Here is a 25,197-nt window from a genome sequence, read left to right as displayed (position 1 = left end):
GGATGAGGTTTCGTGGCGCTGAGACTGCGGGATTCAGCCTTGTCGAAGTGATCATCGCGATGTTCCTGCTGGGAGTCGTTGCGATAGCGATTCTGCCTGCTCTATGGCAAGGAATCGTGTTGTCGTCCCAGCAGGCATCCGCTGCCACTGCGACTCGCTACATGAACTCCATCGTGGACGATGCTCGGGCAACGCCGACGTGCCCGTTCCTTGCGTCTATCTCCGCGTTGCCGGCAGTCACGGACGGGCGGGGCGTGTCGCTCTCCACCTCCACCTCAACGGTGTCCGGTTGTCTCCCTGGCGCAACTGCCACCTTGACCGTCAACGTCGTCGGGGAAGGTCGCACTCTCGCCACGACCAGGGCGCTGATCTACATCCCATGATCCACTCATCTCACAGGACTGACGAGGGGCTCGGACTCATCGAGCTCATCGTTTCCGTTGTCGTCAGTGGCATTGTCATCGCCGCTGCCGCAACTATTTTCGTCAACTCTTGGCTGGCTCAGGGGCAGGTGACGACCGTCACCCAGGCGACCAACCGTGGCCAACTCGTGTCGTCGACCATAGAGCGAGCCCTGCGCAATGCCCTCTTCTTTGATGTGACCGAAAGCGGCACCGTGCTGCGAGTCCGCACCTCGCTCGCCGGCGATCTGAAGTGTCAAGGCTTCCGCATCACGGATGCGGCGGCCCAGTTCACGTCGAACTCAACCACGCTCGCATCGCCGAACGCTGGATGGCCGTCCTGGCAGACTGGTCTCAGCAAGCAGGGCACATCGCCGTACTTCGTCCGCACAGCTGCGGGCACGCTGACTTATACCTTCAGGATCACGACCGACGCGGCGCCTGTCACGTTCGCAGGCGACATCGCCCCTCGGTCCCAACAAGACACGGGGAGTGACGGATGCTGGTAGCAGATCGAATCCGTCGGGCGATGCGTGTCCAGGATGACAGTGGCGCCGTGCTTGTCACAGTGGTTGTGGTCATGTTCGTGGGTTTCATCATCGCCGCGACCATCGCGGCCTCGGTAGTCTTCACCATCGGATCGAACGTTAGTAACAAGGACCGCACGAACGCGTTCATCGCTGCGGAGTCGGGCCGTGATGTAGCCGTTGCGTCGCTCAAGTCGTCGATCTCCGCGACCGGTCTGAATTGCGCCGGTGTCGCGATGTCGGCGAACTCAGCAGTCGGCACGTCGCCCAGGTACTCGTACACCATCCGCTCGACAACGGAAGGTGCAAGGCCCTCGGCTTGGGATGGTGCCGGGGTGACTGACACTTGCCCGTCGCCGGCCACGAAGTGGGTCGTCATCAGGTCAACGGGGACCGGCGAAGACGGCGCTCGGACGACGATCGACGCCGTATACCCTTGGTATCACGGCCCTGCCACGCAGCCCGCGGGAACACTGGCCTTCTTCGAAGGCGAGTTCACCGCCACGAAGTCCACGTATCAGGGCGACCTCGTCATCCGTGACGACGGTGACTATGAGTGCAACAACGCGGACGGGGTCTCAATTCAGGGCGACCTTTGGGTACTCAAAGGTGGCCTGAAGATAACAAAAGACTGCGTGATCACCGGCAGTGTCTACACACGAGACCTCATCGATACCAAGAACCACAAGCTTGTCGTGGGCGGCGACCTTATGTCGCTGCAGGGATCGATCGCCCTTACCGCCAACGACGTGAGAATCGGCGGAGATGTCTACGCTAAGGGGACGATCACGACCCAGAACGGTTCTGGGATCGTCAACGGCTCGTTCAAAACTGCTGCGACGATGGTGAGTCACGATCCGACTAAGTGGAAGAGGCTCGACGGGACACCCGTGCCGACCCTTGAGAATCAATCGGCGCCCACGGTCACCCCGACCCTCGATCAGGTGTTCGCTGCGACGGCGTGGATCGAACTGACGAACACTGTGCCGTGGAGCACGGACACGATCATGTTTGCGGGCCTTTGCTCGGCCGACGAACTCCAGACAGTGCTCACTGTCCCGGGGACTCGTGCGTTTATCGATATGACCGGTTGCGCTGGCGGAAATCCGAACGAGATCACTGTCGCGCCCGGGAACTTCGCGTTGGCGCGCGACGCGATCCTCTACGTTCCCTCGACGAAGGGGATGAATCTCGACCTGACGGGAACCGTCACCGCTGCATCGGGTGACCCGCAGCTGTTCATCGTCCACGCGGACTCGAACGGCAGCGACAACAAGCCCACCTGCACGACGGGATCCGATAAATTCGCGGCTACTGCCAGCATTGGTGTTCGCACGCTGGTGTACAGTGCCTGCGGCATCAACAATTCGATGTCTCTGACCATGACGGGCCAGTTGTATATGGGGAACCTTGGTATTCACCTCAACGGCGGCACATTCACCTGCATACCGATGGAGTGGAAGCCCCAAATCGGCAAGTTGAGCTGTGGTGTCAAGGGCACAGGCGGAATCTTCGACCCGTCGAACACTGTTACTCGACTCGATAACCGGTCTTACCAGACTGAGCGCTAGAGAATGTCGGGACTCATCATCCTCCCCGTCGTCGTGGCGGGCGTGCTCGGACTCCTCATCGGGTCGTTCCTCAACGTCGTGGCCTATCGGGTTCCTGCAAAGATCTCATTGCTGCGTGAGAGCCGCTGCCCGCATTGCGACACCGCGATTAAGCCATGGCAGAACGTGCCGGTTGTCTCGTGGGTCGCTCTTCGCGGGAAGTGCGCGAACTGCGAGGCGCCGATCTCGGCGCGATACCCGATAGTGGAGGCGGTCACGGGTTTGGCGTTCGCGGTCGTGACGTGGTGGGGCCTCGTGATTTACGAAGGTCTCCTCGGCATGAATCTGCCGGCTTACTGGCTCTTGCCGACGGTCGACGGCGCTGTTCATCCGGCCGATTTGTGGGCGCTCGGACTCGTCGTCGTCGCGTTCCTGTATTTAGCGGCGATCTCGATCGTACTTACGCTCATCGACCTCGACACGCGTCGTCTGCCGAACAGCATCGTGCTGCCGAGTTACCTCGTGGCCGGCATCCTGTTCACCGTCGCGGCATTGTTGACAGGGGAATGGGGCCTGCTAGCGCGCGCCGCAATGGGCATGGCGGGCATGTACCTCTTCTACTTCCTGCTGCGCGCTGTGCGCCCGGGTGGGATGGGCGGGGGAGACGTCAAGCTCGCCGGGGTCATCGGCATCTACCTCGGCTGGCTGGGATGGGGCGCGCTCGCTGTGGGGGCGTTCGCGGCGTTCTTGTACGGGGGTGTGTTCGGCATCGCGCTGATGCTGTTGCGCCGCGCCGGACGCAAGACCGCTATTCCGTTCGGTCCGTGGATGATCCTCGGTGCTTGGACAGGGGTATTCGCCGGCGAAGCCGTCGGCAAGTGGTATGTGAATCTCTTCGTCGGCGCCTGACGTCGACGGCTTGGGGAAGGGGAAATCATGGCGAAGACCATCGTGGGGCTGGAGGTGACCGAAGAGAGCGTCCGCGCCGCGGAGATCTCACTCGGTCGCAAGCCTCAGCTCGTCGCCTACGGCGAAGTGCCGTTGCCACCCGAGGCAGCGCGCGATTCGGAGGTGCTCGACCCGGGCGCTGTCGCGGTCGCCCTTCGGCAACTGTGGACAGGCGCGAAGTTCAAGAGTAAGGATGCCGTGCTCGGCGTCGCGAGTCGCCGGATCCTGGTGCGCGAGTACACGACGCAGGCGATGCGGCCCGACCTGCTGCGTGAAGCGCTGCCTTACCAAGTGCAAGACCTGCTACCCGTGCCGGCGAGCCAGGCGGTACTCGACTTCTTCCCACTGTCACAGGACGGCGACCAGGTCTCCGGTCTACTCGTCGCAGCGGTCTCGGAGAACATCGAGCAGATCATCTCGACGCTCGCCAAGGTGAAGGTTCGCGCGCAGGCTGTCGACCTTGCCGCGTTCGGTCTCGCGCGGGTCACCGCGCCTCTGGCGTCGCCCGACGACACCGTCGCGACAGTCAGCATCGGCGACCACACCACGCAGGTCGTGATCTCGCGGGGTGGGGTACCGCTATTCGTTCGACTGCTGCCGATCGACGTTGCCACGGCTGCCACCCGCCGCCAATCAGCCGAGGTCATTGAGCCCGAGCTCGAACTCGCGGCTGCAGGCAGCGGCTCGGGCGGCGGCACCGGGCTCGCTGTGGCCAGCCGCACCCGCGGCGCGATCCGCGCGGCGACTCCGCCCGGGGTCTCCGACCTCGCCGCCCGTCTGCGCAGCACGCTCGCGTTCTTCGGCAGCCGGCCCAATGCTGCACCGCTCACCCGGGTATTCCTCACGGGCGCCGGTGCGGCGGTTGAAGGAGTTCCGTCCGCTCTCGGCGCGGCGATCGACACGACGATGACGGTCGTGTCGGTCGGCGATGTCATCTCCATGTCGACCCCGCCCCCCGCAGGCGAGGTCGCGCTCAACCTCGTCGGCACCGTCGGAATCGCGCTCGGGGAGGCGGGGAAATGACCGCCGTTCCCGTCCCGTTCTCGGGAGCGCCCCGAGTCAACCTCATGCCGCGGAGCGAGATCGCGCGGCGCGAGCGAGACCAGCTCGTGCGACTGTGGGTATGGATCGTGTTCGGCGCGATCCTCGTCGCAGTGCTCATCATCGCCGGCGCCTTTGCGTTCAAGTTCTTCGCCGACCAGCGACTGGCCGCCGAACAGGCGCAGACGAACGCTCTGCTCACCGAGATCGCGTCGCTGTCTGATGTGAGTCATGCACTGGCGACGGAGTCCGAACTCACCGACTACCGCGCCGACGCCATGGCCACGGACCTCGCCTGGACGCCCGTGATCGCCAAGATCACCAGCATCCTGCCTGCGGACACGACCATCACGGGCGTCGACTTTACCGTCGGCGGTGTGCCCCAGGGCGATGACCCGACCGTCGAGCAGGGCGTGGTCGGCACGGTCACCTTCGACAGCACGACGCCGATCGACATCGCGCCGCTCATCCGTTCGCTGCGCGGCGTCGAGGGCGTGCTCTTCGCCGACGGCCAGTCCGTCACGTCTAGCCAGATCTCGGCTGACCGGTACTCGTACCTGCTCAACGTCGAGTTCGACCAATCCGTGTACTCGAACCAGTACGCGCCTGAAGAAGGGGGCGAGTGATGCCCAAGCACATCGTCACCGCAATCGGACTCATCGTCTCGCTCGGCGTCATCGCGCTCGGGGTGTTCCTCGTGGCGATGCCGCTGTACTTCCAGGCCGTGACCGTCGACGGCCAGACCGCGACCGTCGCAAGCACTAACGCGCTCTACCAGGCGCAGCTCGACGAGCTCACCGCGCAGCAGGACAACCTCGACCAGATCAATGTGAACGTCGCCCAGCTGCGGTCGCAGATTCCTGCCACGGGCCAGCTCGACGACGTCTTCGAGGTGGTCGGTCAGGCGGCCGAGGTATCCAGTGTTCAGATCAAATCCGTAACAGCGGGTGAGCAAGTGGCATACGCAACCCGCGTCAACGCGACCGAGGGTGACACGGTCGGGGCCGAGGCGGCTCCGACGCCCGAGGCGACCGGGACGGCGACCGACCCCACGACCGGAGCTGCTACGGATCCCGCCACCATCTCACCCGCGCCCGACGCAGCGGCGGGTCGCCAGCAGGTGGATTTCGCAATCAGCGCTACGGCGGAAGACATGGCCCGGGCCGCGGCATTCGTTGACGCGCTGCGTGGCGGACCGCGCCTCCTCAACAGCATGACGGTGACAATGACCCAGAGTGCGGATGGTGCGATCGACATCCAGGTGGCCGCGCTGACCTACGTCGACGCGGAAGGGTGAGGACAATGGAAGACCTCGACTTCGAAACGCTCCTCGCGTACGGTGCACGGCACCGAGCGTCGGACGTGCACATCACCGCAGACGCGCCGCCGCTGCTACGGGTGGACGGCGACCTCGTGCCGATCGAGGCGTACCCCGCCCCGCTGTCGGCCGACTGGGTTGAGCGCACGGCGTTCGACCTGATGGCCGAAGGGCAGCGGGCCGAGTTCCTCGAGCACGGCGAGGTCGACCTCGCCCACGCGACGCCGGGCATCGGTCGCTTCCGCACGAACGTGTACCGCCAGCTCGGCTCGATCGCCATCGCCCTGCGGTACATCCCCGACCGGGTGTACTCGCTGGAAGAGCTCGGTGCGCCCGCGATCGCGCGCGACCTGGCGCTGCGGCCCCGCGGACTCGTGCTGCTCACGGGCCCCACCGGCTCGGGCAAGTCGACGACGCTGACCGCCATGGTCGACATCGTCAACCAGCTCGTTCCGGCGCACATCGTCACGATCGAGGACCCGATCGAGTTCCACCACCAGTCGAAGCGCTCTCTCGTGCATCAGCGCGAGGTCGGGCGTGACACGAACTCGTTCGCCGAGGCGCTGCGCCGCGTGCTCCGTCAGGACCCCGACGTGATCCTCATCGGCGAGCTCCGCGACCCGGAGTCGATCTCGACCGCCCTCTCGGCGGCGGAAACCGGCCACCTCGTGCTGTCGACCCTGCACACGCAGGGCGCAGCGAAGAGCATCAACCGCATCATCGACGTGTTCCCGGCCGACCAGCAGCACCAGATCCGCACGCAGCTCGGCGATACCCTCCAGGGCATCATCAGCCAGACGCTGCTGCCGCTCGCCCAGGTCAACGGACGCACGATCGCGACCGAGGTGCTCATCAACACGCCGGCCGTCGCGAACATGATCCGCGAGGGCCAGGTCGCGCAGATCTACTCGACGATGCAGGCCGGCTCCGAGCTCGGCATGCACACGCTCGATCAGGACCTCCGACGCCTCGTCGCCGAAGGTACGATCGCGCGCAACGTCGCGATGGACTTCGCGGTCGACCCGAAGAGCCTCGACGGCGTCTACGTCAAGCCGCGCGACCTCGACGCGGAGGAGTGGGCGCACCACGCCGGAGAGTGGCGGCAGGGGGAGCTCGCGGCTCCCGCAGCGAACGCGACGCAGGGCACCGGCATCGGCATGGGATCGCGCTTCGGCACGCCCACGGTCGGCGGCCGCGTCGACCCGACGGCGCGCGACGTCGAGTGGGGCGGCGTGGACGATCTCGAAGCGTGGGCCGCCGCGAACGGGGAGGGCTGACATGGCCGTCGTACAGGAGTTCGTCTACCGAGCGGTCGACCCGCGCGCCGGATCGGTAGTGAAGGGCACGATCGAGGCCGCCAGCGAGTCAGCCGTCACGGGCAAGCTCAAGGCTCAGGGGCTGACGCCCCTTGAAGTCACGCTCAAGTCCAACACCGGGCTTAACCGCGACATCAAGCTGCCGGGCGCGACCAAGACGGTATCGGCGCGCACGCTCGCGGTGTTCTCCCGCCAGATGGCGGGACTCATCAACGCGGGCCTGCCGCTCATGCGGACGCTGGCGATTCTGATCGAGCAGACCGACGACAAGAGGCTGCAGCCGGCGTTGGTGCAGGTGCAGGCCGATGTCGAGTCGGGGTCGTCGTTCTCGGCGGCGTTGGCGCGGCACCCGCAGACGTTCCCACCGCTGATGCTGTCGATCATCAAGGTCGGCGAGGCGGGCGGCTTCCTCGGGAGCGCGCTCGGCTCGATCGCCGACAACTACCAGCGCGAAGCCGAGCTGCACAACAAGATCCGTGCGGCGGTGACGTATCCCGCGATCGTGCTCATCATCGCGATCATCGGCGTGCTGGTGATGGTGACGTTCGTCGTGCCGATCTTCGAGGGCATGTTCAAGGGGCTCGGTTCGTCGCTGCCCTTGCCCACGCAGATCCTCGTGACGATCTCGAACAATATGTGGTGGATGCTGCCGGCCCTCGTGCTGGTCGTGATCGTTGCACTGATCTGGTGGCGGGCCAACCGGCACACCGAGCAGTACCGCCGCTTCGTCGATCCGATCAAGCTGAAGATGCCCGTGTTCGGCAAGCTCACCACGAAGATCGCCGTGGCGCGCTTTGCGCGGAACCTCTCGATGATGCTGAATGCCGGCGTGCCGATCATCCAGGCGCTCGCGATCGTCGGGCAGGCGTCGAACAACTGGAAGATCGAGCAGGCCGTGCGCGATGTGCAGGAATCGATCCGTCAGGGTCGCTCGTTCGCCGCACCGCTCGCGAAGGCCGAGGTCTTCCCGGCGATGGTGCCCCAGATGGTGTCGGTGGGCGAGGAGTCGGGCACGCTCGTCGACATGCTCGCCTCGATCGCGGACTTCTACGAGGACGAGGTCGAGACCGCGACGGCGCAACTGTCGTCGACGATCGAGCCGATCCTCATCGTGGGGCTCGGCATCGTGATCGGCGGCATGGTGATCTCGCTGTACCTGCCGATCTTCACCCTGTACGGGGAGCTCGCCAAGCAGGCCTAGAAGCTGGGGAACTCAACGGCCGGTGCGCAGGGCGCTGGCCGTTGAGTTTGCGCCGGGTTCGGGGCGTTTCGACTCGCTTCGCTCGCTCAACGACCGAGGGATCGGCGGGCGGCGCGTTTCGACTCGCTTCGCTCGCTCAACGACCGGGGGATGGGCGGGGGATGGGCGGCGCGTTTCGACTTGCTTCGCTCGCTCAACGACCGAGAATCAGGGCAGCGCGCGCGAAGCGCGCTCCACCTCACACCGTGACCCGAAGCACCTCTTCGATCGTCGTCAGCCCCTGCGCCACCTTCGACCATCCGTCCTCGCGCAGCGACACCATGCCCTGCTCGAGTGCGACCTGGCGGATCTCCGACCCCGTCGACCGCGTCACGACCAGCGACTCGATCTCGTCGCTCAGCGTCATGATCTCGTGGAGCGCGACCCGCCCGCGGTATCCGGTGCTGCTGCAGGCCGCGCATCCTGCCGCCCGGTACAGCTGCGGCACATCCGCCGGGTCATGCGGGAAGCCCAGGGCGCTCAGCACCTCCGAGGTCTCCACCAGCGGCTCACGGCACCGCATGCACAGCCGCCGCGCCAGCCGCTGGGCGATCACCGCCGACAGCGCCGTCGCCACCAGGAACGGCTCGCACCCGATCTCGGTAAGCCGGGTCAAAGCCGAAGGCGCGTCGTTCGTGTGCAGCGTCGACAGCACCAGGTGCCCCGTCAGCGCCGCCTCGATGGAGATGTTCGCCGTCTCGAAGTCGCGGATCTCGCCGACCAGCACCACATCCGGGTCCGACCGCAGGATCGACCGCAGGGCAGTGGCGAACGTGAGCCCGGCGCGGTTGTTCACCTGCACCTGGTTGATGCCGGCGATGCGGTACTCGACCGGGTCCTCGACGGTGATGACGTTGATCTTCGGGTTCGCGATCGATCGCAGCGCCGTGTAGAGGCTCGTCGACTTGCCCGACCCCGTCGGCCCGGTCGCGAGGATCATGCCGTGCGGCTTCGTGATCGCCTCGAGGAACCGCTTCTCGTTCGTGCTCGAGAACAGCAGGTCGCTCATCGTCATGACCTGGCCGGTGTTGTCGAGGATTCGCATGACGATCTTCTCGCCCCACACGGTGGGAAGCGTCGCCACGCGCAGGTCGACGGTGCGGTTCTCGTGCGTGACCGAGAGGCGGCCGTCCTGAGGCTTGCGCTTCTCGGCGATGTCGATCGCCGACATGATCTTCAGGCGCGAGATGATGCCGTCCTGGATCGCGCGGTCGGCCTTCTGCATCTCGTGCAGCACGCCGTCGATGCGGAACCGCACGGTCAGCTGCTTCTCGCCCGGCTCGACGTGGATGTCGCTCGCACGGTCGTTGATGGCCTGCGCGATCAGCAGGTTGACGAACCGGACGATGGGGGCGGTGTCGTCCTGCTCCTCGAGGCTCTCGGTGAACGCGGCCTGGTTGGACTCGCTCGACTCCTCGATCGTCATCGACAGCTCGCTGAGCTCTTCGTCGGAGCGCAGGAACCGCTCGAACATGTTGAGCAGCGCGTCTTCGGCGACGACGACCGGCTCGACGAAGAGATCCGTGATCGAGGCGACGTCGTCGAGCGCGACGATGTCGGTCGGGTCGAGCACGCCCACGGTCAGGCGTTCACCGCGGCGGTCGACGGGGATGAGGCCGTACTTGCGGCAGAGGTTGCCGGGCACGAGGGCGACCACGTTGGGGTCGAGCGGCATCTCGGCGAGGTCGACGTACCGGTGGCCCGTGTGCAGGGCGATCGCCTCGGCGACCTGGCCCTCGGTGACCAGCTTCGAGCTCACCAGCAAGCGCTGCAGCTCCGGACCTTCGCCCACCTGAGCGAGGGCGGCCGACATGTCGGCAGCCCTGACTGCTCCTGTGAGCACCAGCGTCTGTGCGAGACCTCTCACGGCAACACCCCTATCCCCAACCACATACTATGTGGCGCGCGTCAACCCTGGGCTGCTCGCCGGTGCGTGCTCGATAAGGTCGTGCCATGGCGGACCTGATCGCGAAGCTGACGGCCTGGGCACTCTCCCTTCGACCGGTGCGCGTCTGGTTCCACTACCTCGAACGCCGCGGTCCCATGCTCTCCGACAGCATCACGTACCGCTCGCTGTTCTCGGTGTTCGCGGGAGTCCTCCTCGGCTTCTCGTTCGCCTCCGTGTGGCTCGCCGACAACCCCGCGGCGTGGCAATCGCTGATCGATGCGGTGGATGCTGCGATCCCGGGCCTGCTCGGAACAGGAGGCGACGGCCTCATCGACGTCAGCACCATCGAAGCGCCCGCGGGCCTGACCATCGCCGGCATCATCGCGCTCGTCGGTCTCGTCGGCGCGGCGATCGGCGCCATCGGGTCGCTGCGCGTGGCACTGCGCACGCTCGCCGACAAGGTGCACGACGACGTCTTCTGGATCTGGGTGATCCTCCGCAACTTCCTCCTCGCCATCGCGATCGGCGGCGGCTTCGTGCTGTCGGCGGGCGCGACGTTCATCGGCACCACGTTCGTCGGGGCGGTGCTCGACTGGCTCGGGATCACTCACACCGGAGTCGCCGACTTCGCCACGCGCTCGGTCTCGATCGTCGTCGTGTTCCTTCTCGACATGGCGATCGTCGCCGTCGCGTTCGTGTCGCTCAGCGGGGTCAAGACGCACCCCGGGTCGCTGTGGTCGGGCGCCGTCATCGGCGCGATCGGGCTAACGGTGCTGCAGCAGCTCTCGTCCCTCTTCGTCGCCGGCGCCGGTTCGAACCCACTGCTCGCCTCGTTCGCCTCGCTCATCGCTCTGCTGCTGTGGCTGAACCTCTCGGCGCAGGTCATCCTCCTCGCGTCGACCTGGATCATCGTGAGCGAACGGCAGCGGGTCGACCGCGTGCGTGAGCGGTTCGGTTCTCCGACGTTCGCCTTGCGGCGCGTGCGTCAGGCGGAGGATGCTGTGCGAGTGGCCACCGAAGAGCTCGAGCACGCGCGCGCCGACGCGGAGCGCGAGAAGCTCGCCGCGCAGAAGCACCCGGCGACATGAGCGCGCGCGTTCCCACCTTCACCGCCGAACAGGTGCGTGCGGCGGAACGCCCCCTGCTCGACGCCGGAGTCCCGCTCATGCACCGCGCCGCCGCGGCCCTCGCCGACGTCGTGCGGGCAGAGCTCGCGACGCCCGACACCGTGGTCACGCTGACCGGCGTGCTCGAACCCGTGATCCGAGAGTCACCCGTCGCCCTGCGGCCGCGGGTACTCGTACTCGTGGGATCCGGCGACAACGGCGGCGACGCGCTCTACGCCGCCGCGCACCTCTCCCGCATCGCCGACGTCGACGCGCTGCTCGTCTCGGAGCGCTTCCACGTCACCGCCCTCGCCACCGCGGTCGCCGCCGGAGTCCGCCGCGTCGACCTTCCCGAGGTCGAAGACGCCGTCCGCCACTACGCCCTCGTGGTCGACGGCATCCTCGGTATCGGCGCCGCAAGCGATCCGGCCCTGCGCGGCAGAGCCCGCGGTGCGGTCACGGCGATCCGCGACGACCTCCGGCGAGGGGGACGGATGCCGCGCGTCATCGCCGTCGACATCCCCAGTGGTCTGCACCCCGATACGGGCGTCGCCGACGACGCCGTGCTCGCAGCATCCGTCACCGTCACGTTCGGCGCGGTGAAGGCGGGACTCGTCACCGGACGCGGGCCCGAACTCGTGGGCGACATCGTCCTGGTCGACATCGGTCTCGGCCCGGCGCTGGAATCGGTCGAGCCGGCGGGCGAGGCATCCGTCTCCCGCATCGTGACAGCACCGACCGGCTGAACGCAGCGTCAGCGCCGCGACTACTCGTCGTTCTGCTCGTCGTCGCCGTTGTTGCCGGGGAAGTCGGGGTCATCCTTGTGGTGGCCCCAGGCTTTGCCCTTCCCGGTGCCCGGGTCGTCCTGCTTGTCGTCGCCCTTCTTCCCGGGGAAGTCCGGTGACTCCTTGTCATGCCCCCACGCGTTGCCGTTGTCGCCCGGGAATGCGGGGGCGTCCTTATGGTGGCCCCACGCCTTCCCGTTGCCCTGCCCGCCCGGCGCATCATCCGGCGCGAGCACGCTCGTCGCGGGGAGCACCCTCGCCAACGGCACGCCCGACGCGACGCTCGGCACGATGATCGCGGCCGCGGCGACGACGGCGATCACGGCGCCCGTGATCAGCAGCTTCTTCGAACCCATGACGCACCTCGATCTCCCCAGGCGGAGGCAGCCGGTGCGGGGAGCGTATCACCGCGCGCGGGCGGTGCGAAGGGGTCAGCGCGCGTAGCGCTCGACGAAGGTGCGCAGCATGCGGCTCGGGTGCGAGACCGCCGCGGTGCGGACGGCCGCCAGCGTGAGCTCGAGCTCGTGGGCGGCGAAGTAGCCGTAGTCGGCGTAGGCGTGGATGCGCGTCGTGATGCCCTCGACGTCGAGCTCGGGGTGGAACTGCGTCGCGTACACGTTCTCGCCCACCCGGAACATCTGCACCGGGCATGTCGGCGACGACGCCAGCAGCGTCGCCGACGCGGGCAGCTGCGAGATCGCCTCCTTGTGTCCGACGAAGGCACCGAAGGTCGCAGGGAGCCCGGCGAGCAGGGGATCGGATGCCCCGGCCTCGGTCACCGTCACGGGCACGACGCTGATCGGCTCGGAGTAGGTGCGGTCGATCACCGCGCCCTGGTGCGCGCCGAGCGTGCCGACGCCGTAGCAGGCGCCGAGGAACGGGAAGTCCCGCGCGACGACCTCGTCGAGGAGGATGCCGAACTCCTGCTCGACCCGTCGCTGCGTCGGCGACTTCTTCTCGAGCGGGTCCGAAGCGTTGAACGGCCCGCCGCCCACGAAGATCCCCGACACCTCATCGAGGTCGATCCGCGGCATCGGCTCGGCCTCGAGCCGCACCCGGATGAGCTCGTCGGGGGAGAGGCCGGTGTACCGCAGGAAGAGCGCGTACTCCTCGTCCGCCGGCACGTCCTCGGCACGGGTCGCGAGGAGGACGAACGGCTTCACCGCACCAGCCTACGTGTGCGCAGGCTGTGCCCGGCACAGCACCCCCGGTCAGCCCCCCCCGGGTCACCACCCCCCGCTCGTTGAGCGAGCGAGGAACGAGCGAGTCGAAACGCCCCGGACCAACGAGTAACAGCGGGCCGTCTTTCAACGACCGGTGCATTTCCCCCCGCTCGTTGAGCGAGCGAGGAACGAGCGAGTCGAAACGCCCCGGACCAACGAGCCACCGCGAGCCCGAGCTCGACGACCGGGAACACGGATGCCTCGGCCCGTCGCGCACTGCGCCGGGCCGAGGCATCCGTCGATCCCTACTTGCTGAACTGGTGCGTCCAGGTCGACACGGCACCCGCGGCGACGGCGACGCCGGCCTTCGGGACCGCGGTCACCTGCACCTTCGAACCGGCGGGAACCTTGACCAGCGGCTTCTCTGCCTTGACGCCGTTGACGTAGTAGTCGAACGACGGGTCGGGCGTGACGACCACGTGGTCGGAGTTCGAACCCTTCGGGTCGGTGAACTTCGGCGCGCCGGGCGTCGCCGCGGTCGTGAGCACGGGAACCTTCGCGAAGTCCATGTCGCTCGCGAAGTAGTAGCTCGTGTACGACGGCTGGTTGTAGGTGGTGTTCTGGCGGGCCACCTCGGCGCGGTACTGCACGTCGTGCATGAGCGTCGGCAGCTTGTGCGTCGTCACCTCGGTGCTCGTGTAGATGCGCAGCGCGCTCGAGTCGACGGTGCGCACGAGCAGCTCCTCGCGCCAGTCGCCGAACACGTCGGCCACGAGCGACGGGTTGCCCTTGGTGCCGTTGTTCGTGCGCGTGCCGGTGGCGGTGAGCACGGTGCCGCGGGTCCAGTCCTTGATGGTGGGCGTGACCTCGAGGGCGCCGTCGACGATCTGCGTCGTCATGTCGGCGGCCCAGCGGATCGACTGGTTGGTTCCGGGAGTGGATGCTGCGAGCGGCGCGTTCGTCGCGCTGAGCAGGCCCGATCCCTCGGTGCCGTTGGGCATGCTCGCCCATACCTCGAGACCCGGCACGTCGGCGCGCACGTCGCCGATCATGCTGCGGCCCGTGTCGCGCCCCGAGTAGGCGCCGAAGAGCACCTCGCCGGTCGCGGCATCGCGCATCGCCGAACCGTACGGTGCGAACGTGGCGCCCTCGTGCGCCGTCCAGATCTCGAGACCGGGGCGGTTCGGGTCGATGTCGGTGACGTGCATCGCGTCGCCGTGGCCGAGACGCACGTTCTCGCCCGGCGCCGCGCTGCCCGCGGGCAGCGTGTCGAACGAGCTGTACAGCAGCCCGCCGTCGTCGTCGATCGTGGCCGAGCCGTAGACGATCTCGTGCTTGCCGTCGTCGTCCACGTCGGCCGCGCTCAGCGAGTGGAAGCCCTGCGTCGTGATCGAGCCGTACACCGGGTCGGTGCCGTCACGACCGTGCGGGCCGTCGTTGAACGGGTTCGTCATCGGCACGTGGCCGCTGTCGATCGCCCAGCGCGTGGTCAGGTGCTCGCCGTCCCAGTCGTAGGCGTGGATCGTCGTGCGCGTGTAGTAGCCGCGAGCGAAGACCGCGGAGGGGTGCGTGCCGTCGAGGTAGGCCACGCCCGCCAGGAAGCGGTCGACGCGGTTGCCCGGCTCGATGCGGGCCATCGCGTAGTCGCCCCACAGCAGGCCGTCGTCGTCGCGGCCGGGCTCGTAGCGCACGGTCTCGAGCTCTTCGCCGGTGGCCGAGTCGAAGACGGTGAGGTACTCCGGGCCGTCGACGATGAAGCCCTCGAACGTCGTGAGGTCGTTGCGCGCGCTGCGGCTCGGTGCGTAGGTGGTGATGAAGTAGTCGACGAGCTCGGTCGCCGACGCGGTCGACAGCGGGTACTCGTGCGTCACCGGGATGCCGAACGCCTCCTCGAGGGTCGCCGGCCAGTTGCCCGCCACGACCTCGGGGTGCTCCGACCAGCCCTCGAACATCTCGATGAGGTGCTGGCGGTAGTCCGCGGCGCTCATGCGGTAGTCGTCGGCCGCGGTGTAGCCGGCCGCGAGGTCTTCGGCGAGCATCGTGATGCCGGCCTCGGCCGCGACCGAGCCGTCGGCGTTGTACTGGATCGACTTCGTCCCGGGCGCCGTCTTCAGCATCGTCTCGGCGCGGCCGTCGCCGTCGAAGTCGTAGACCATGAACTGCGTGTAGTGCGCGCCCGCGCGGATGTTCACACCCAGGTCGATACGGTTCAGCAGCGTGCCGTCGAGCTCGTACGTGTCGACGTAGACGGTGCCCGTGTAGCCCTTCTGCGACACGTCCTTCGAGTTCGAGGGATCCCACTTCACGACGAACTCGTACGCGCCGTCGCCGTCGACGTCGGCCACCGACGCGTCGTTCGCCGAGTACGTGAACGCCTCGCCGGCCGGGGTCACGCCGTCGGCCGGCTTCTGCAGCGGCAGGTCGTAGAACCCGTCGCCCCACACCGACACAGGGGCGGACTGCTCGCCGGTCACGTCGTTCCACGCGGGAGCGACCGTGTAGACGGATGCTGCGGACCCGTCCGCATCGGCATAGTTCGTGCTGTCGTCGACCGTGGCTATGCGCTCGCCGTCGCGGAACACCGCGAACGACGGGCCGCTCACGCCGGTCTCGGTCGCGGGACCGGCTTCGGTGCCGAGCAGGCGCCAGCTGAGGAACACGCCCTCGCCCGTCGACACAGCCACCAGGCCGCGGTCCAGGGCTTCGAGCTGGGCACCGGCGGGGGAGGCCTGCTCGGCCAGTGCGGGCTGCGCCAGTCCGAGCGTGAGTGCGCACGCGGCCGAGCCGGCCACGAGCACGCGGACAGAGGTGCTGCGGAGATTCATCGTCGAATCGCTCTCCTGAGGTTGCGGCCCGCTGGGGTAGGGCCCGTGTGGGGAAACGTAGGAATACGTTTTCCCGCACGACCCTAGTCAGCGACTTCGCGTGGGTCAACCGCCCCACCGCGCACATTGGAACGATTTAATGTGCGGGCGCGAGACGCCTGCCCTCGGTCGTTGAGCGAAGCGCGCTCTGGCGCGCGAAGACGAAACGCCTTGAGTGTTCGAGGAACTCAAGGCGTTTCGACTCGCTCGTTCCTCGCTCGCTCAACGACCGGGGAACGGTGTGCCGCAGCATCCGTCGTGTGAAGTCCTACGAGGCGTAGGTGACGAGGCCGAGCTCCACCGGCGACACGAGCTGGGGGTGCGCGGGGCGCACGCGAACCGTGTAGCCGAACGTGCCGGTCACGCCGAGCGGGAGCGTGCCGCTGAACACCGTCGCGCCGTCCGCGGCGGACGCGCCGGGGGAGAGGCGGTACACCGAGTGGTCGCGCGACAGCGCGTCGTCCTCGTTCGTCGCGCCGTAGAGCAGCTCGACCGCGACGTCGTCGGGCGAGAGGCCGTCGAGGCGCACGTCGGCGCGCACCTCGAGGGTGTCGCCGGCCTGCGCCTGCTGCGGGATGCCCGAGCTGTCGACGCTTGCGATCGACACCCGCCCCCACGCCTCGCCGACGCGGCTGACGAACGCGGCCACCGCACGCGCCTCGAGGAACTCGTTCGCGCGCAGCGCGACGTCGTGCGCCGCCGCCGGCACATACAGGCGCTGGACGTAGTCGCGCACCATGCGGTCGCTCGTCGCCTTCTTGCCGAGCTCGGTCATGGTGTGGCGCACCATGTCGAGCCAGCGCTGCGGGATGCCGCCCTCGCGCTCGTAGAAGCGCGGCACCAGCTGGTGCTCGATGAGGTCGTAGAGGGCGGCCGCCTCGTCGTCGTCGCGCTCCTCGTCGTTCGACGCAGTGTCGGCCGTGGGGATCGCCCAGCCGTTCTCGCCGTCGTACCACTCGTCCCACCACCCGTCGAGGATCGACAGGTTCAGTGCGCCGTTGAGCGCCGCCTTCATGCCGCTCGTGCCGCACGCTTCGAGCGGGCGCAGCGGGTTGTTGAGCCAGACGTCGCAGCCGGGGTAGAGGTCCTTGGCGAGCGTGATGTCGTAGTCCGGCAGGAACACGATGCGCCCGCGCACCTTCGGGTCGCGGCTGAAGCGCACGAGCTGCTGGATCAGGATCTTGCCCGAGTCGTCGGCCGGGTGCGACTTGCCGCCGATCACGATCTGCACGGGCCGCTCCGGGTCGGTCAGCAGTCGCGTGAGGCGCTCGGGGTCGCGCAGCATGAGCGTCAGGCGCTTGTACGTCGGCACGCGGCGCGCGAAGCCGATCGTGAGCACCTCGGGATCCAGGAGGTCCTCCACCCAGGCCGGCGTCACGGCCGAGCCGCTGGAGACGGATGCTGCCACCCGCCGCCGCGCCTCGGCCACGAGCTCGCCCTTCATCTGCTGGCGCACGCCCCACAGCTCGGCGTCGCTGACGACGTCGCGGTCGGTCCAGTCGTGCGTGTCGGTGTGCGCATCGCCCCACGCCCGCTCGCTCACGGCCTTGAGCGCCGGGTGCACCCAGGTCGGAGCGTGCACGCCGTTGGTGATCGACGTGATCGGCACCTCGTCGGTGTCGACGCCCGGCCACAGCATGCCGAACATGCCACGGCTCACCTCGCCGTGCAGCACCGAGACGCCGTTGGCGTGCTGGCCGAGGTGCAGGCCGAGCACCGCCATGTTGAAGACGCCCTGGTCGCCGCCCTCCCACGTCTCGAGGCCGAGCGAGATCGCGCGGCCGGCGTCGAGTCCCTGGAACAGGCCGCTCGAGAGGAAGTCCGCGATGAGGTCGCGGGGGAAGCGGTCGATGCCGGCGGGCACCGGCGTGTGGGTCGTGAACACCGTGCCGGCACGCACCTGCGCGAGGGCCTCGTCGAAGCTGAGCCCGTCGTGCGTGATGAGCTCCGACATGCGCTCGAGTCCCTGGAACCCGGCGTGGCCTTCGTTGGTGTGGTAGACGTCCGGGGCGGGGCGGCCGGTCAGCTCCGACCACGCGCGCACCGCGCGCACGCCGCCGACGCCGAGTAGCAGCTCCTGCAGCAGGCGGTGCTCGCCACCGCCGCCGTAGAGGCGGTCGGTGACGCGGCGCATCTCGTCGGTGTTCGACGGCGTCTCGGAGTCGAGCAGCAGCAGGGGGATGCGGCCGATGTCGGCGACCCAGACGCGGGCGTGCAGGCGGCGGTCGCCCGGCAGGTCGAGCGCGATCTCGACGGGCGCACCCTCGCGGTCGCGCAGGAGGGTGAGTCCGAGGCCGTACGGGTCGAGCAGCGGGTAGCTCTCGCGCTGCCAGCCGTCGTCCCCGATCGACTGGCGGAAGTAGCCGGCGCGGTAGAAGAGGCCGACGCCGGTCAGCGGCACGCCCAGGTCGGACGCGCTCTTGAGGTGGTCGCCGGCGAGGATGCCGAGGCCGCCGGAGTACTGCGGCAACGAGCCGTCGACGCCGAACTCGGGGGAGAAGTACGCGATGTGCGCGGGCTTGTCGCCCTCGAGCTGCTGGAACCAGCGGTCGCCTTCGAGGTAGGCGGTCAGACGCTCGTCCTCCTCGCGCACGCGGGCGACGAACTCCTCGTCGCGGGCGAGCTCGTCGAGGCGCTCCTGGCCCAGTGCGCCGAGCATCCGCGCCGGGTTCGCGCCGATCTCGTCCCACAGGACGGGATCCATCGAGGCGAACAGTGCGTGCGTCGCGCGACTCCACGACCAGCGCCAGTTGGAGGCGAGGCGGTCGAGCGGGGCGAGGGATGCGGCGAGGACGGGACGGACGGTGAACGTTCGGATGGCCTTCACGCTCGCGAGTCTAGGGGCAAAATCTGGAAGCGCTTGCACCGAAGTCGTTAGGTCTACGCTGGCGCTATGGCAATCGCACGACTGCACGGCGGACCCCTCGACGGACAGATCATCCCGCTCGACCCGACCGTCTCCGACTCGTACATCGTCCCCTACGGCGAGGGACAGCTCGTCTACCGCCGCGAGGGCGAAGAGACCCACGCGGGCGACCAGGATGGGCCGACCGAGACCCGCTTCGTCTACGTCGAGGCGACCGAAGACATCGACCCGAACCCGGACGGTCGTGACGACTGACCGCACTCCCGACGCGACCGGCGGCGACGCCGGGGCGACCGCTGCGTCGCGCAGCGTCGAGGTCGAGCTCAAGTTCGATGTCGATGAGTCCACGCCGCTGCCCGACTGGTCGGCGCTTCCCGGTGTGGCGGGAGTAGGCGAGCCCGAGCTGCGTCACCTCGACGCCACCTACCTCGACAGCGACGACCTCGCGCTCGCCCATGCCGGCTACGCGGTGCGCCACCGCACCGGCGGACCCGACGAGGGCTGGCACATCAAGGGCCCGCGCGGCGCCGACGGCGGGCGGGTCGAACTGCACTGGCCGATCAGTGCGGTGGAGGAGATCCCGGATGCTGTCGCCGCCGCGGTCTCGACCATCGCGAGCGCATCCGACTTCGCGCCGATCGCGCGCATCCGCAACAGCCGCACCGCCTTCGCGCTGCAGGACGAGCACGGCGGCCTCGTGGCGGAGTTCGTCGACGACCACGTGACGGCCACCGACGAGCGCTCCGGCACCGCGCGGTCCTGGCGCGAGTGGGAGTTCGAACTCGGACCCGCCGCCCCCGCCTCGGACGAGGAGCGCGCGGCGCTGCTCGCGGCCGCCGAAGCCGCGGTGCAGGCCGCAGGCGGCCGGGCCGCAGCATCCGATTCCAAACTCGCCCGCACCCTCGGCGCCTGAGGCTGCTCGAAAGTCCGAGGCGTTTCGACTTCGCGCGCCAGAGCGCGCTTCGCTCAACGACCGGTGCCTTTACTCCCGCTCCCGGTCGTTGAGCGAGCTTGCGAGTCGGAACGCAGAGACGAAACGCCCCGGACCTTCCGAGAAGGTCCGGGGCGTTTTCGCGTCAGCTGATCAGAGGTTGATCATGTGGCCGGCGAGGCCGTGGAAGGCCTCCTGCACGGCCTCCGACAGCGTCGGGTGCGTGTGGACGTTGCGGGCGGCCTCGAGAGCGGTGAGGTCCCACTTCTGCGCGAGCGTGAGCTCAGGTAGGAGCTCAGAGACGTCCGGGCCGATGAGGTGGCCGCCGAGCAGTTCGAGGTGCTCGCCGTCGGCGATGAGCTTGACGAAGCCGATGGGCTCGCCCAGGCCGTTCGCCTTGCCGTTCGCCGAGAAGGGGAACTTGGCGACCTTGACGTCGTAGCCGGCGTCGCGCGCCTGCTGCTCGGTGAGGCCGAACGATGCCACCTGCGGCGAGCAGAACGTCGCGCGCGGCATCATGCGGTAGTCCCCGAGGGTCATCGTCTCGGCCTTGCCGATCGTCTCGGCGGCGACGACGCCCTGCGCCTCGGCCACGTGCGCGAGCTGCAGCTTCGCGGTGACGTCGCCGATGGCGTAGATGTGCGGCACGTTGGTGCGCATGTGGTCGTCGATGTCGATCGCGCCGCGGTCGGTCAGCTTCACGCCGGTGTTCTCGAGACCGAAGCCCTCGACGTTGGCGGCGAAGCCGATCGACATCATGACCTTGTCGGCGTCGATCGAGCCCGGGGTGCCGTCCTTGGCGGTGTAGGTCACGGTGACCTTGTCGCCCTGGTCGGTGACCGTCTCGACCTTGGTCGAGGTGAGGATGTCGACGCCGTAGTTCTTGTACTGGCGGGCGATCTCCTTCGAGACGTCCGCGTCCTCGTTCGGCAGCGCACGGTCGAGGAACTCGATGATCGTGACCTTGACGCCGTAGTTCACCATCACGAAGGCGAACTCCATGCCGATGGCGCCGGCACCGACGATGACGATCGACTGGGGCAGGTCGCGGGCGAGGATCTGCTCCTCGTACGTCACGACGTTGCCGCCGAGCTGCACGCCCGGGAGCAGCCGCACCTTCGAGCCGGTCGAGATGATCGCGTTGTCGAAGGTGACGCGCTCGGTGGTGCCGTCGGCCTTCTTGACGTCGATCGTGTTCGCGTCGACGAACGACCCGCGGCCCTCGTACTCGTCGACCTTGTTCTTCTTCATCAGGTAGTGGATGCCCTTGACGTGGGTCTCCGCCACCTTGCGGCTGCGGTCCCACGCGACTCCGAAGTCGAAGTGGACGTCACCCGAGATGCCGAACAGGTCGGCCTTGTGGTGGAACTGGTGCGCGAGGTCGGCGTTCTTGAGGAGAGCCTTCGAGGGGATGCAGCCGACGTTGAGGCACACACCGCCCCAGTACTTCTCTTCGATGATGGCGACCTTGAGGCCGAGCTGCGAAGCGCGGACGGCTGCGACGTAGCCGCCGGGCCCCGCGCCGAGGATGGCGACGTCGTAATGAGGCATGGTCTCAAGCCTATCGGTCGGCGGGGGGCACGGAGTCGGCCGGCGAGGTGCCGTCGGCCGGGCCGGCAGCGCCGTTCGCGAGGGCCTTCTCGCGGCGGGAGCGGGAGACGAGGAGGTAGACGACCGCGGCGGTGAGCGCAAGAGCCAGCACGCCCGCGATGATCCACGGCAGCGCGGTCGCGCCCTCGCTTGCCGCGGGCTCGCTCGTGACCGTCGGCGTGGGCTCGGCGGACGCGGTGGGGGCCGCGGTCTCGCTGGGCGTCGGGGTCGCCGACTCGGTGGGCGTCGGCGCGCCCGCGACGGTGAACGAGAACTCGCCCGAGATGGGGTGCCCGTCGCTCGAGACGACCTTCCACAGCACCGTGACGGCACCGGATGCCTCGCCCGTGAGCGGCTGTGTCAGCACGTTGTCCTGCACGGTCGGGGTGCCGTCGGCGAGCGCTGTGCCCGAGGCATCCGTCACCTCCACGACCGAGGCGCCGGCGTCGTCGGCGATCTCGGCGCTGAACGTGAGCGTCAGCTGCGCGGGGAGCGCGTCGAGGGTGCTGCCCTGCGCCGGATCGCTGCCGAGCAGTTCGTCATGCGCGTGGGTGGGGGAGGCGGTCGCGAGAACGACACCGAGGGCGACGAGCAGTGCGGCGAGGAATGCCCAGACCCGGGCTGGAAGAGGCTTGTGAAGAGTTTGTGACATCACCCGATCGAGCCTATCCGGCCCTTTGCTGCGGACCCCGCGAGGTCTAGCCTGGCCAATGGCGGGCCCCCTGCCCGTCGTCCCCACACGCGGAAGGATGCGGCAGATGGATCAGATGATGATGGGCGCCATGTCGAAGGACATGATGTCGATGCCCGGCATGCAGGCGATGGACATGTCGGTCATGCAGGCGTGTATGGACGCCTGCTCGGCCTGCGAGCAGGCATGCACGGTGTGCTCCACCCAGATGATGTCGTGCGCCCCCGCGTGCATGAACTGCGCCGACATGTGCAACACGATGATGCGCGCCATGATGCGGATGCAGGGCATGAACCCGGCGACCATGATGTCGATGCTCGACGCGTGCATGGCGATGTGCCAGATGACGATGGACGAGTGCATGGAGCACGCCGACCACAGCGAGGTCTGCAAGATGTGCGCTCAGGCCTGCAAGGCGTGCATGGACGCCTGCATGGCCATGAAGGACATGATGATGGCGATGAGCTGACGCTCGTCGCCATCGCTCGTTGAGCGAGCCTGCGAGACCAAACGCGCGGTGCGGGCCGTCCGACTCAGCCGCGGAGGACGTTGAACCGCGCGCCGCCGACGGCGAGCACGTGGTAGCGCTCGTGGAGCGCGACCGGCGTGCCGGGCGTCGCGGCCGCGGCAGCGCCGGTGCCGTTCCAGAGGGCGACGGCGGTCCAGTCGGCGAGCGTGCGGACGATCACGAACCCCGAGCGCTCGTCGGAGGCCTCGACGATCGCGTCCGCCCAGTCCGACGGCGTCGCGGAAGCGAGGCGCGCCTGGATCAGGTGCAGTGCGTGACCGGGGGCATACGACGAGCAGGTGTCACCGTGGTCGCACATGCACGCCGCAGCCTCACGCACCTCGAGGGGCGGGATGTGGCTGTGCGGGCTCGTCACGGTGATCTCCTTCTGGTTAACGGATCTTTGCCGGTCCTGCCAGGGTAGAAGGGCCGCCTTGTGTGCCGCACGTCGAGTGACACGCGGCGAAACATTGCGGGAACGGCGAACGTCCTCTTCCGAGCCGGGGGCGATCGGATAGGCTGGCCGGACGAAGGAGGAAACCGTGGAGCACGACCGCCGACCCGATCAGGGCGACATCCGACGGGCCGCAGGGTCCGACGCGCACGAGTCCGACCGCGCCGCCGATACGACGCAGACGTTCGGCCACGATTCCGACCTGTCGTTCGTGCCGTTCGGCAGCGAGCTCGGCGAGGCCGAACTCGACGCGATCGACGCCCTTCCGTCCGGCGCCGCGCTGCTGCTCGTCCGTTCCGGACCCACCGCAGGCGCCCGCTACCTGCTCGATGCCGACGTCACATCCGTGGGGCGGCATCCCGAGGCCGACATCTTCTTCGACGACGTCACCGTCTCGCGCCGCCACGCGGAGATCAACCGCACCGGCACCGCCTTCGAGCTCGTCGACCAGCGCTCGCTGAACGGCACCTACGTGAACGGCGAGCGGGTCGACAGGGCCGCGCTCACCAACGGGGCCGAGGTGCGCATCGGCAAGTTCCGCCTCAACTTCTTCGTCTCACCGGCTGACCTCTCCAGGGCGACGGAGGCCTGATGCCCGCGGCTTCCGCCCGTGAAAGGGCGTCGTCCGCGGGTCTTCTCAGCATCGGTCAGGTCCTCGCGCGTCTGTCGCCCGAGTTCCCGTCACTGACCTCCAGCAAGCTGCGCTTCCTCGAGGTCCAGGGGATCATCACCCCGCTGCGCACGGAGTCCGGCTATCGCAAGTTCTCGCAGGACGACCTCGAGCGCCTGCGCCTCGCGCTCACCCTGCAGCGTGACCACTACCTGCCGCTGTCGGTCATCCGCGACTACCTCGAAGACGTCGACGCCGGTCGCGATCCCGCGACGCCGACCGCCGTGCCGCCGCCGTCGATCGTGCCCGCGCCGCGCCGCTACCGCCGCGACGAGCTGCTGTCGGCGGCCGGCGCCGCGCCCCAGCTGCTCAATGACGCCATCAGCACCGGCATCCTCGCGGGCGCCGAGTCGTACACCGAGCAGTCGGTGACGCTGCTGCGTGCCCTCGTGGCGCTCGACCGCCACGGTATCGAGCCGCGCCACGTCCGCGCCCTGCGGCAGAGCGCCGAACGCGATGTCGCACTCGTCGAGTCGGCTCTCGCGCCGCTGCTGCGCCGGACCGATGCCTCGTCCCGAGGCCGCGCCGGCGAGCTGGCGCCCGAACTGACCCGGCGCCTCGACGACGTGCGGGCCATCTTCGTGCGGGCCGCGCTCGACCGCATGCTGTCCTCCTGAGGTGGTGAGCCGGTCGCGCTTCCCCCGCCGGTCGTCGAGCGAGCTGCGAGCCGACACGCGCGAAGTGCGCGACACGCCGACCCCCGAACGCCGGATGTCGTTGCCGCGAGGGGGAGGCTGATCTAGCGTGGAACTATTCGATCCGGAGGGGGGAACGAGCATGACCGGAGACGTTGCTCCAGGCGAGCCGTTCAGCGCAGAACTCCTCTTCACGGACGGTCTTCCCGCGATGGATGACGAGGTCGGCTACCGTGGCGCGGCCGCGGCGAAGGCCGCCGGAATCACCTATCGCCAGCTGGACTACTGGGCCCGCACAGAGCTCGTCCAGCCGACGGTGCGCGGTGCCAGCGGGTCCGGCTCGCAGCGACTGTACGGCTTCCGCGACATCCTCGTGCTGAAGCTCGTCAAGCGCCTGCTCGACACCGGCATCTCGCTGCAGCAGATCCGCACGGCCGTCGACCAACTCCGCGCCGCCGGCATCCGCGACCTGGCAGGCACCACGCTCATGAGCGACGGTGCATCCGTCTATCTCTGCACGTCGAACGACGAGGTCATCGACCTCGTCAGCCGTGGTCAGGGCGTCTTCGGCATCGCCGTCGGCAAGGTGCTGCGCGAGGTCGAGTCGGAGCTCCTCGAGTTCGAGGTCGAAAGGCCCGACCCGATGGACGAGCTCGCGGTGCGTCGCGCCGCCCGCACCGCCTGAGGCGCGCCGCACCGCTGCGT

25 protein-coding genes are annotated in these 25,197 nt (G+C 68.2%); 17 read left to right on the top strand and 8 right to left on the bottom strand.

The features are described 5' to 3' along the window. The first annotated feature begins 2 nt into the window (after positions 1-2). Genes AC3A46_RS05090 through AC3A46_RS05050 form a run of 9 tightly spaced genes read left to right on the top strand, consistent with a single transcriptional unit; the run spans position 3 to position 8,302 of the window. On the top strand, positions 3-383 hold the full coding sequence (locus AC3A46_RS05090; protein WP_487664114.1) for a type IV pilus modification PilV family protein: 381 nt from the start codon (positions 3-5) through the stop codon (positions 381-383). Beyond that, the gene (locus AC3A46_RS05085; RefSeq protein WP_487664113.1) at positions 380-910 is read left to right on the top strand and encodes a prepilin-type N-terminal cleavage/methylation domain-containing protein; all 531 of its coding nucleotides are present in this window, start codon (positions 380-382) and stop codon (positions 908-910) included. The genes AC3A46_RS05090 and AC3A46_RS05085 overlap by 4 nt, the downstream gene beginning before the upstream one ends. Then, positions 901-2,499, top strand: a complete 1,599-nt coding sequence (locus tag AC3A46_RS05080; RefSeq protein ID WP_487664112.1) for a hypothetical protein — start codon at positions 901-903, stop codon at positions 2,497-2,499. The genes AC3A46_RS05085 and AC3A46_RS05080 overlap by 10 nt, the downstream gene beginning before the upstream one ends. Before the next feature lie 3 nt (positions 2,500-2,502). Beyond that, positions 2,503-3,387 carry a prepilin peptidase gene (locus AC3A46_RS05075; protein WP_487664111.1) on the top strand — a complete coding sequence of 295 codons (885 nt, stop codon included), beginning with the start codon at positions 2,503-2,505 and terminating at the stop codon, positions 3,385-3,387. 27 nt (positions 3,388-3,414) lie between these two features. Next, positions 3,415-4,449, top strand: coding sequence for a type IV pilus biogenesis protein PilM (gene pilM / locus AC3A46_RS05070; RefSeq protein ID WP_487664110.1), 1,035 nt, complete (start codon positions 3,415-3,417; stop codon positions 4,447-4,449). Beyond that, on the top strand, positions 4,446-5,093 hold the full coding sequence (locus tag AC3A46_RS05065) for a hypothetical protein (RefSeq protein ID WP_487664109.1): 648 nt from the start codon (positions 4,446-4,448) through the stop codon (positions 5,091-5,093). The genes pilM and AC3A46_RS05065 overlap by 4 nt, the downstream gene beginning before the upstream one ends. Continuing rightward, the gene (locus AC3A46_RS05060) at positions 5,093-5,764 is read left to right on the top strand and encodes a hypothetical protein (RefSeq protein ID WP_487664108.1); all 672 of its coding nucleotides are present in this window, start codon (positions 5,093-5,095) and stop codon (positions 5,762-5,764) included. Before AC3A46_RS05065 ends, AC3A46_RS05060 begins: the two co-directional genes overlap by 1 nt. A 5-nt stretch (positions 5,765-5,769) precedes the next feature. Then, entirely contained in the window at positions 5,770-7,062 is a 1,293-nt protein-coding gene (locus AC3A46_RS05055) for a type IV pilus twitching motility protein PilT (protein WP_487664107.1), read from the top strand. Between the two features lies 1 nt (position 7,063). Further along, entirely contained in the window at positions 7,064-8,302 is a 1,239-nt protein-coding gene (locus tag AC3A46_RS05050) for a type II secretion system F family protein (protein ID WP_310249538.1), read from the top strand. Between the two features lie 238 nt (positions 8,303-8,540). On the opposite strand, the gene AC3A46_RS05045 is transcribed toward AC3A46_RS05050, so the two are convergent. Next, complete coding sequence (locus AC3A46_RS05045; RefSeq protein WP_487664106.1) at positions 8,541-10,208, bottom strand: GspE/PulE family protein; 1,668 nt, start codon at positions 10,206-10,208, stop codon at positions 8,541-8,543. 86 nt (positions 10,209-10,294) lie between these two features. Between AC3A46_RS05045 and AC3A46_RS05040 the strand changes: the two genes are divergently transcribed. Continuing rightward, positions 10,295-11,317, top strand: coding sequence for a YihY/virulence factor BrkB family protein (locus tag AC3A46_RS05040; RefSeq protein ID WP_487664105.1), 1,023 nt, complete (start codon positions 10,295-10,297; stop codon positions 11,315-11,317). Then, positions 11,314-12,081, top strand: coding sequence for an NAD(P)H-hydrate epimerase (locus AC3A46_RS05035; RefSeq protein WP_487664104.1), 768 nt, complete (start codon positions 11,314-11,316; stop codon positions 12,079-12,081). Before AC3A46_RS05040 ends, AC3A46_RS05035 begins: the two co-directional genes overlap by 4 nt. A 20-nt stretch (positions 12,082-12,101) precedes the next feature. Here the strand turns inward: AC3A46_RS05035 and AC3A46_RS05030 are convergent, their stop codons facing one another. From AC3A46_RS05030 to glgP, 4 genes are all read right to left on the bottom strand, one after another. Beyond that, complete coding sequence (locus tag AC3A46_RS05030) at positions 12,102-12,476, bottom strand: hypothetical protein (RefSeq protein ID WP_487664103.1); 375 nt, start codon at positions 12,474-12,476, stop codon at positions 12,102-12,104. A gap of 75 nt (positions 12,477-12,551) precedes the next feature. After that, positions 12,552-13,283 (bottom strand): glutamine amidotransferase, encoded by a 732-nt coding sequence (locus AC3A46_RS05025; RefSeq protein ID WP_487664102.1) that lies wholly within the window; start codon positions 13,281-13,283, stop codon positions 12,552-12,554. 305 nt (positions 13,284-13,588) lie between these two features. Next, complete coding sequence (locus tag AC3A46_RS05020; protein ID WP_487664101.1) at positions 13,589-16,108, bottom strand: rhamnogalacturonan lyase; 2,520 nt, start codon at positions 16,106-16,108, stop codon at positions 13,589-13,591. Positions 16,109-16,415: 307 nt separating this feature from the next. Next, the gene (gene glgP / locus AC3A46_RS05015; protein WP_487664100.1) at positions 16,416-18,974 is read right to left on the bottom strand and encodes an alpha-glucan family phosphorylase; all 2,559 of its coding nucleotides are present in this window, start codon (positions 18,972-18,974) and stop codon (positions 16,416-16,418) included. 66 nt (positions 18,975-19,040) lie between these two features. Here glgP and AC3A46_RS05010 point away from each other — a divergent pair, with 66 nt between their 5' ends. Together AC3A46_RS05010 and AC3A46_RS05005 are read left to right on the top strand one after the other, a co-directional pair. Then, positions 19,041-19,268, top strand: a complete 228-nt coding sequence (locus AC3A46_RS05010; RefSeq protein WP_487664099.1) for a response regulator — start codon at positions 19,041-19,043, stop codon at positions 19,266-19,268. Further along, positions 19,258-19,926: a CYTH domain-containing protein gene (locus tag AC3A46_RS05005; protein ID WP_487664098.1), complete on the top strand. Its 669-nt coding sequence runs from the start codon at positions 19,258-19,260 to the stop codon at positions 19,924-19,926. Before AC3A46_RS05010 ends, AC3A46_RS05005 begins: the two co-directional genes overlap by 11 nt. A 171-nt stretch (positions 19,927-20,097) precedes the next feature. On the opposite strand, the gene lpdA is transcribed toward AC3A46_RS05005, so the two are convergent. Beyond that, positions 20,098-21,495, bottom strand: coding sequence for a dihydrolipoyl dehydrogenase (gene lpdA, locus AC3A46_RS05000; protein WP_310249557.1), 1,398 nt, complete (start codon positions 21,493-21,495; stop codon positions 20,098-20,100). Between the two features lie 10 nt (positions 21,496-21,505). Then, positions 21,506-22,186, bottom strand: coding sequence for a copper resistance CopC family protein (locus AC3A46_RS04995; RefSeq protein ID WP_487664097.1), 681 nt, complete (start codon positions 22,184-22,186; stop codon positions 21,506-21,508). A gap of 106 nt (positions 22,187-22,292) precedes the next feature. Between AC3A46_RS04995 and AC3A46_RS04990 the strand changes: the two genes are divergently transcribed. Continuing rightward, positions 22,293-22,694 carry a four-helix bundle copper-binding protein gene (locus AC3A46_RS04990; RefSeq protein ID WP_056367075.1) on the top strand — a complete coding sequence of 134 codons (402 nt, stop codon included), beginning with the start codon at positions 22,293-22,295 and terminating at the stop codon, positions 22,692-22,694. Positions 22,695-22,758: 64 nt separating this feature from the next. On the opposite strand, the gene AC3A46_RS04985 is transcribed toward AC3A46_RS04990, so the two are convergent. Then, positions 22,759-23,109, bottom strand: coding sequence for a hypothetical protein (locus AC3A46_RS04985; protein WP_487664096.1), 351 nt, complete (start codon positions 23,107-23,109; stop codon positions 22,759-22,761). 166 nt (positions 23,110-23,275) lie between these two features. Here AC3A46_RS04985 and AC3A46_RS04980 point away from each other — a divergent pair, with 166 nt between their 5' ends. From AC3A46_RS04980 to AC3A46_RS04970, 3 genes are all read left to right on the top strand, one after another. Beyond that, positions 23,276-23,779, top strand: a complete 504-nt coding sequence (locus AC3A46_RS04980; protein WP_056367077.1) for an FHA domain-containing protein — start codon at positions 23,276-23,278, stop codon at positions 23,777-23,779. After that, positions 23,779-24,474, top strand: a complete 696-nt coding sequence (gene ftsR / locus AC3A46_RS04975; RefSeq protein WP_487664095.1) for a transcriptional regulator FtsR — start codon at positions 23,779-23,781, stop codon at positions 24,472-24,474. The genes AC3A46_RS04980 and ftsR overlap by 1 nt, the downstream gene beginning before the upstream one ends. A gap of 160 nt (positions 24,475-24,634) precedes the next feature. Then, on the top strand, positions 24,635-25,177 hold the full coding sequence (locus tag AC3A46_RS04970) for a MerR family transcriptional regulator (protein WP_487664094.1): 543 nt from the start codon (positions 24,635-24,637) through the stop codon (positions 25,175-25,177). The last annotated feature ends 20 nt before the right edge of the window (positions 25,178-25,197 follow it).

Source organism: Microbacterium sp. Soil_C_42 (genome assembly GCF_057656735.1).
Note: the sequence above shows the minus strand (reverse complement) of the source record. Positions and strands in the feature narration are given on the sequence as shown.

What these genes read in the sequence shown, in the direction of transcription:
- AC3A46_RS05090 (WP_487664114.1), top strand. Translation starts at nt 3, where the DNA reads ATGAGGTTTCGTGGCGCTGAGACTGCGGGATTCAGCCTTGTCGAAGTG.
- AC3A46_RS05085 (WP_487664113.1), top strand. Translation starts at nt 380, where the DNA reads ATGATCCACTCATCTCACAGGACTGACGAGGGGCTCGGACTCATCGAG.
- AC3A46_RS05080 (WP_487664112.1), top strand. Translation starts at nt 901, where the DNA reads ATGCTGGTAGCAGATCGAATCCGTCGGGCGATGCGTGTCCAGGATGAC.
- AC3A46_RS05075 (WP_487664111.1), top strand. Translation starts at nt 2,503, where the DNA reads ATGTCGGGACTCATCATCCTCCCCGTCGTCGTGGCGGGCGTGCTCGGA.
- pilM (WP_487664110.1), top strand. Translation starts at nt 3,415, where the DNA reads ATGGCGAAGACCATCGTGGGGCTGGAGGTGACCGAAGAGAGCGTCCGC.
- AC3A46_RS05065 (WP_487664109.1), top strand. Translation starts at nt 4,446, where the DNA reads ATGACCGCCGTTCCCGTCCCGTTCTCGGGAGCGCCCCGAGTCAACCTC.
- AC3A46_RS05060 (WP_487664108.1), top strand. Translation starts at nt 5,093, where the DNA reads ATGCCCAAGCACATCGTCACCGCAATCGGACTCATCGTCTCGCTCGGC.
- AC3A46_RS05055 (WP_487664107.1), top strand. Translation starts at nt 5,770, where the DNA reads ATGGAAGACCTCGACTTCGAAACGCTCCTCGCGTACGGTGCACGGCAC.
- AC3A46_RS05050 (WP_310249538.1), top strand. Translation starts at nt 7,064, where the DNA reads ATGGCCGTCGTACAGGAGTTCGTCTACCGAGCGGTCGACCCGCGCGCC.
- AC3A46_RS05040 (WP_487664105.1), top strand. Translation starts at nt 10,295, where the DNA reads ATGGCGGACCTGATCGCGAAGCTGACGGCCTGGGCACTCTCCCTTCGA.
- AC3A46_RS05035 (WP_487664104.1), top strand. Translation starts at nt 11,314, where the DNA reads ATGAGCGCGCGCGTTCCCACCTTCACCGCCGAACAGGTGCGTGCGGCG.
- AC3A46_RS05030 (WP_487664103.1), bottom strand. Translation starts at nt 12,476, where the DNA reads ATGGGTTCGAAGAAGCTGCTGATCACGGGCGCCGTGATCGCCGTCGTC.
- AC3A46_RS05020 (WP_487664101.1), bottom strand. Translation starts at nt 16,108, where the DNA reads ATGAATCTCCGCAGCACCTCTGTCCGCGTGCTCGTGGCCGGCTCGGCC.
- AC3A46_RS05010 (WP_487664099.1), top strand. Translation starts at nt 19,041, where the DNA reads ATGGCAATCGCACGACTGCACGGCGGACCCCTCGACGGACAGATCATC.
- lpdA (WP_310249557.1), bottom strand. Translation starts at nt 21,495, where the DNA reads ATGCCTCATTACGACGTCGCCATCCTCGGCGCGGGGCCCGGCGGCTAC.
- AC3A46_RS04995 (WP_487664097.1), bottom strand. Translation starts at nt 22,186, where the DNA reads ATGTCACAAACTCTTCACAAGCCTCTTCCAGCCCGGGTCTGGGCATTC.
- AC3A46_RS04990 (WP_056367075.1), top strand. Translation starts at nt 22,293, where the DNA reads ATGGATCAGATGATGATGGGCGCCATGTCGAAGGACATGATGTCGATG.
- ftsR (WP_487664095.1), top strand. Translation starts at nt 23,779, where the DNA reads ATGCCCGCGGCTTCCGCCCGTGAAAGGGCGTCGTCCGCGGGTCTTCTC.
- AC3A46_RS04970 (WP_487664094.1), top strand. Translation starts at nt 24,635, where the DNA reads ATGACCGGAGACGTTGCTCCAGGCGAGCCGTTCAGCGCAGAACTCCTC.